The 5,762-nt window shown below is 43.0% G+C and carries 7 protein-coding genes; 6 read left to right on the forward strand and 1 reads right to left on the reverse strand.

All coding sequences use genetic code 11. The features are described from left to right. The first annotated feature begins 23 nt into the window (after nt 1–23). Nucleotides 24–350 (forward strand): hypothetical protein, encoded by a 327-nt coding sequence (locus GX089_03200; protein NLP01475.1) that lies wholly within the window; start codon nt 24–26, stop codon nt 348–350. A gap of 99 nt (nt 351–449) precedes the next feature. Here GX089_03200 and GX089_03205 read toward each other — a convergent pair whose 3' ends face one another. Then, complete coding sequence (locus GX089_03205) at nt 450–1,622, reverse strand: Fic family protein (protein NLP01476.1); 1,173 nt, start codon at nt 1,620–1,622, stop codon at nt 450–452. A 243-nt stretch (nt 1,623–1,865) separates the two neighbouring features. On the opposite strand from GX089_03205, the gene GX089_03210 reads away from it, so the two are divergent. The 5 genes from GX089_03210 to GX089_03230 form a co-directional block, all read left to right on the forward strand. Beyond that, nucleotides 1,866–2,693, forward strand: coding sequence for a pyrroline-5-carboxylate reductase (locus tag GX089_03210; protein ID NLP01477.1), 828 nt, complete (start codon nt 1,866–1,868; stop codon nt 2,691–2,693). Between the two features lie 292 nt (nt 2,694–2,985). Then, on the forward strand, nt 2,986–3,594 hold the full coding sequence (locus GX089_03215; GenBank protein ID NLP01478.1) for a hypothetical protein: 609 nt from the start codon (nt 2,986–2,988) through the stop codon (nt 3,592–3,594). Between the two features lie 2 nt (nt 3,595–3,596). Beyond that, entirely contained in the window at nt 3,597–4,034 is a 438-nt protein-coding gene (locus tag GX089_03220; protein ID NLP01479.1) for a D-tyrosyl-tRNA(Tyr) deacylase, read from the forward strand. Between the two features lie 254 nt (nt 4,035–4,288). Continuing rightward, entirely contained in the window at nt 4,289–5,614 is a 1,326-nt protein-coding gene (locus GX089_03225) for a TolC family protein (protein NLP01480.1), read from the forward strand. Further along, nucleotides 5,611–5,762 (forward strand): hypothetical protein (locus GX089_03230; GenBank protein ID NLP01481.1); only part of this gene is annotated, 152 nt, incomplete at its 3' end. The genes GX089_03225 and GX089_03230, both read left to right, overlap by 4 nt.

The following is a 5,762-nucleotide window of genomic DNA, read 5'->3' on the forward strand; positions in this document are numbered from 1 at the left end:
GGAAAACATTCGAGGTATTCATAGTGCGATCCGTAGGTGATCAATCTTCATCTGTAAAAAACGATCTCATTGCGAACCGTAACAACCAGGCCTTTTCTGTTAAGTTAATCAGAAATACCATCCTGAAAATTACCAACCATGGATCACCTGTAACTGACGGTATAGAGTTTACAATACACTCACTGTCAGGAAGAGTAATTGCACATCACACAACAGGCAGCCTTCCTGTCAGGAAAAGTTATGAATATCAGATTCCCGCGAATATAAAGAATGGAATGTACATCTGCACACTAAGAGCAGGAGATATGGTTTACAGCAGGCCGTTTACACTGGGAATTATTCATCAATGATACACAAGGAATTTTAAATTAAGACCTATGCCATACTTACCATTTAAAGTCCTGCCGGGGCAACGGTCTCTATCAACATGGTATGGATAAATGATTTCTTTAAATCAATGCAGTATTCCCAGTCCCCTCATCCAGTATCGCTATATACCCATCATAACTGAAAATCCGATTTCTTCTTTTCCTGGTTATTTCTCGAATAATACCAAGCTCCACAAGATGTCCCAGCGATTTGTTGATTGTAGCTGGGGTAATCCCGGTTTTTTCCACCAGCCAGTTCGAAGTAACAAGGGGATGTTCCATCAGTAATCGATGGACCCGGAGTGTTGATGGCGCAGCTCTTCCAAGAGTACTGATTTTCTGTTTATCGGAATCAGATAAGTTAAAAAGATTTTGTGCGGTTTCCATTGCCTGAGTAGCAACAACAATCACAGCCTCTGCAAAGAAATCAAGCCAGGACTCCCAGTCTCCTGTTGTACGAACTCTATTAAGCAACTCATAGTAGTATTGCCGATGTGTTTTAAAATAGAGACTGAGATAAAGCATAGGTTCCTGCAGCACCTTTTTCTCACAGAGCAATAAAGTGATAAGCAGCCGCCCCAATCTGCCATTACCATCAAGAAAAGGATGGATTGTTTCAAACTGAACATGCATTAGAGCAGCTTTAAGCAGTACAGGTACAGGTTCCGGAATATCATGAAGAAACAGTTCGAACTTACTCATGCATTCCATGAGATCCTCTACCGGAGGCGGGACAAAAACCGCATTACCCGGTCTGGTTCCACCTACCCAGTTCTGGGATTTTCGAAATTCTCCCGGTGTACAGTTGCAGCCGCGGCCTTTTGACAACAGCACACCATGCATCTCTTTAATCAATCTCAGTGAAAGAGGTAGTCCGCTTTCCAGCAGATGCAATCCATGAAAAAGTGCCGCAACATAATTACTCACTTCCTGTACATCATCAACAGGAACAGCCGGTTCCTCATCCATCTCAAACAGAAGAAGATCAGAAAGCGATGATTGCGTTCCCTCGATCATCGAGGAGAGTACCGCCTCTTTTCGAACATACATATACAAAAAAAGAGTAGTATCTGGAAGAAACTTTGATACGCTGTCCAGCCGCCCAAGTGCCAGATGTGCCTGATCGAATTTATCACGCAACTCTGATGTCCATTCAATCGGAGGCTGTGGTGGAAGAGGTTTTGGGATAAATGCCTTAACCGACTCTCCCACTGTCGAGATGGTTTTATACTGACCTTGAAGACCCCGTTGCATAGTTTCTCCCTATCATAAAATAAAGATTGTCATTATTTTATTATAATATAATATCGTAAAATAAGGATGGTTGTTATTTTATTTTAAATACCTATCATAAAATAACACAGCACATTATTTTAGGCAAGATAAGTTACGCCCACTTGGATCCATGTAGAACAGCATTAACTTTTGATATCACGTTTGTATCTTAATGCAGTACCGAAGTATCTTTCGAACTTCTTAGTTAAAAAAAAGGAGGGTATGATCAATTCAGGATTCATAGGTTATGGGAAAATGGGAAGTGTGCTGTTAAACAGCCTGTTGAAGAGTGGTGCTATTAAAGAAGATTCTGTCTTCGTCAATACCAGGTCGATTCAAAAACTAAGTTGTCTTAAATCACAATATCCATCTGTTACGATACTGGATAATATCCAACTGATTGTTGAAAAATGCAGGATAATCTTCATTTGTGTCGGAACCTATGATGTTAAAACCATCATCGATCAGGTCAAACCATTTGCTTCTCCTGATTTACACCTGATATTAATATCCGGTGGGTTGGAGATCACTACCGTTCAGAGTACCATCGATTGTAAAATAACCAGAATAATGCCAACGATGCTTGCGCAGGTCAATGAAGGGGTCACGTTAATAGCTCACAATAAGAGAGTTGAGGAAAATGACAAAATCTTTATCTGTAATCTTCTGAAACGAATCGGAGATGTCTATGAACTTGAAGAGAGTGAGTTCAATGCAGCAACTAATCTGACAAGCTGCGCTCCGGCTTTCATCGCCTTCCTCCTGGATCAATATATTGGAAGTGTTATCAGAAACAGCAGACTTTCTTACACAGAAGCATACGATCTGTTCAAGTCAACAGTAACCGGCACACTGAAACTACTGGAAATAAACGGGGAGACTACATCGGAACTTATAAGCCGTGTTGCGACTAAAGGCGGTGCTACAGAGACTGGGATCAAAATATTATCTGAAAAGCTTCCCGAAGCATTTGATCAACTTATGAGCGTAACTATGGAAAGGCACATCACACGGAGCAAAGAAACCCAAAAACAGTTCGGGATTTGTTGATACTCCCGGCATTCAGCTTCGTGAACATTCTGTCAAACGATATTAACGTATAGTCCTGTGAAAGCATCAGTACACAATTGTACTATTTAAAATAACCATGCTTATTTCTGAGACAATTTGCCTTAAAAACCCTGAACAGGCAAAGTATAATTTTGGCCAGGAATATAAAAGGCAATTAAAAGGTTTTGATTCCTGTTCCAACTTTGGTAATTTTAATTACCTGAATAATTACAATCAAAGGATTTCATGTACAGGTATAAGCCTGTATTAATGATAAAGTACCGGAGGATTTATGAATCTCTCAAGATCAGTTGCCATCATTATCGCTGTTGTCGCGTTTATGGCCAATACCCACGCGGAAAAAGCCGTTACCATGAAAATCGGAGCGGTCTGGCCTTATGATCTTCTTGACAATGAAAAATCAACCGCCTGGAATGCTTCTTTTCAGAGCGGTTTTATAGTTGACCGTAAGATCTCTTTTGGTGCTGGTCTGGATTTCATGTGGAATGTTCTCACACGTGAAAGAAAATCATCCGGGGATGCCCTTGTCTTCGAAGAGAAAAAACGGATGCTGTCATTTCCCTTGTCCGGATTTATCACACTTACCCCTTTTCCAGACCTTCTGATCTATCCCAGTCTCTCCGGCCAGGTCGGATTCAACACAGTTTATTTCTCTCATGACTCACTGGATACCGATAACAGATCGATCAGTGAAAACAAATGGTATCTTGGAGTGATAGGAAAAATCGCGGCTGATGCAATGTACAATCTCAGTGAGGATGTGGCACTTCTTCTTGGGGTTGAGTATCAGTGGTCAAAGCCGGTACATGTGCCAAAGGACAACACTTTCAAGGATATGCACGGCATTGGAATCAGAGCCGGTTTCCGTGTGATTTTTTAATTATGAAAATAGTACTTCAGAGAGTCAGCCATTCCCGGGTAAAGGTAAACGGTGAGACTGTTGGAGAGATCAACAGAGGAATACTGCTTCTTTTGGGTGTACACAAGGATGATACGACTGAAAAGGCGGATTTTTTGGCTTCAAAGGTCGCTGATCTGCGCATTTTTCCTGACCAGGAGGGAAAAATGAACCTCTCCCTGAAGGAGATTGGTGGTGAGGCATTGGTTGTATCCCAGTTTACACTTCTGGGGGAGTGCAGCAAGGGACGCAGGCCCAGTTTTATCGATGCAGCCCCGCCGGAAAAAGGGAACTCCCTTTATATGTATTTTGTCGAGCAACTGAAGAAGCAGGTCAGCAGGGTCGAGACAGGGAGATTTGGTGCAATGATGGAGGTAGAGCTTGTAAATGACGGGCCAGTGACACTGATTCTGGAAAAATGAGGAATTCAGAAAACTTCAGGCATTCCAATACAACTATTATCAGTATTGCATCCAGCATTTTTCGGTTATATTTCCATACCGCTCGTTCATCTTCGAGTGAAACTCCAACAGATAAAAGTAAAAAGATAGTCCGTCCCTTTTTTTACTTTTTTCCTCTTTCCGGATGTAATAAAACATCCACCCGGAATGTCTAATGAGTATCATTACTTAACATCTCCAAAAACCTGTCTCTAACAACCTGGAGAACAGTAAATATGCAAATAAAAGCAAGCTGCTTTGTACTGGCAGTGATTACCATCTCCCTTTTCACCAGTGCGGAACAGAAAAGATCATTAAGCCTTACTGATGTCCTTAAAATCGCCTCAGACAGCAGTATAAGCATCCATCAGGCCCGGTACCAGACCCTCTCCCGTGAAGCTTCTGCAAGACAGGCCACCGGAAGCCTTCTTCCATCACTCTCAGCCAGTGCCTCTACAGGAAAGCAGGTCGATCTCAGGGAAAGCACATCTTCTCCAACCGGAGTTGATGCAGGACTGAGTCTCAGCTACAGCCTCTCTGCTCAATCTTTTTACAATCGCGAAGCTGCAAACCTGAGCAGAGAAGCCGCGATTGCAGCGGAAGAGCAGGCCAGGGATGATATACTGCTGGAATCAGCACAGAGCTTTCTTAATGTAGTATCAACCGGGGCAGCTATTGATGTAGAGATGGCCAACCTGGAGTATGCAAAATCTCAGCTCGAACAGATAGAAGCGTTTTATCAGAGCGGAAGGAAATCGGTTTCAGATGTCCTGCAGCAGAAAACATTTGTTTCCGAGGCACAGTCAAGGGTATTGAAGGCTCAATATGCTTTTGATCTGGCACGGATGGAACTGCAGTCTCTTCTGGGACTGCCTCTTGAGGAGGAGATCTCTTTCCAGGACGATGAGATCTGGGGAATTTCCGAATCGATAAGCGCTGATTCATCATTATCTCCCCCGGAATCACAGAAAAATGTGACTATTTCCAGTATCGAAGCACAGCAAAAAACTATTGAAGCATCAAGGAAAAGCCTTCGTTCAGCAGAACTTTCCAATCTGCCATCACTGGGAATATCCGCAGGGTTATCGGTAGACAAGAGATTCTCAGATCTTGACCGGGGTATAAACGGCCCCGACGGGCGGGTAAGCCTCTCCCTTTCGATTCCGATTTTCGACAGGCTTCAGAGATCTACATCTGTCACAAGAAATGAAATCGAGCTCAAATCCGCTCAGTTGAGGCTTGAGGAACTCAAGCGGCAGGTAAGATTGTCTCTTGAGCGAGCGATGCTTGAGCACAGGATGGCGATGCAGCAGATTAAAGTGGTCAATGATCGTCTGAGATCGGCAGAACAGACCCTCGAGGCAGTAAAGGAAAGATATGCGGCCGGTGCCGCCACCCTTACCGAGGTTTCCTCGGTAAATTCTCAGTTTCTGGAAGCGCGTCTTGCACAGGTTGAGGCGCAACTTCAGTTGGTAAAGTCGTATTTTAACATTCTTCATAAAAGCGGTAATATCGCAGAGATAATCAAATCCGGCGACGGTTCGAAAGGAATTGACGGATGATAAAGAAAATTGTAATCGCAGTTCTGGCCATAGCTCTAATTATTTCGGCTGTCTGGTGGTTATTAACAGGCAATGGGAAGACTTCGTCATTTTCCTTCGAGACACAGAAGATCGAAATCGGAACAATCGAGAATGTCATCACCAGTAC

This window comes from Fibrobacter sp., assembly GCA_012523595.1.
In the GTDB taxonomy this organism is placed as follows: Bacteria; Fibrobacterota; Chitinivibrionia; order Chitinivibrionales; family Chitinispirillaceae; genus JAAYIG01.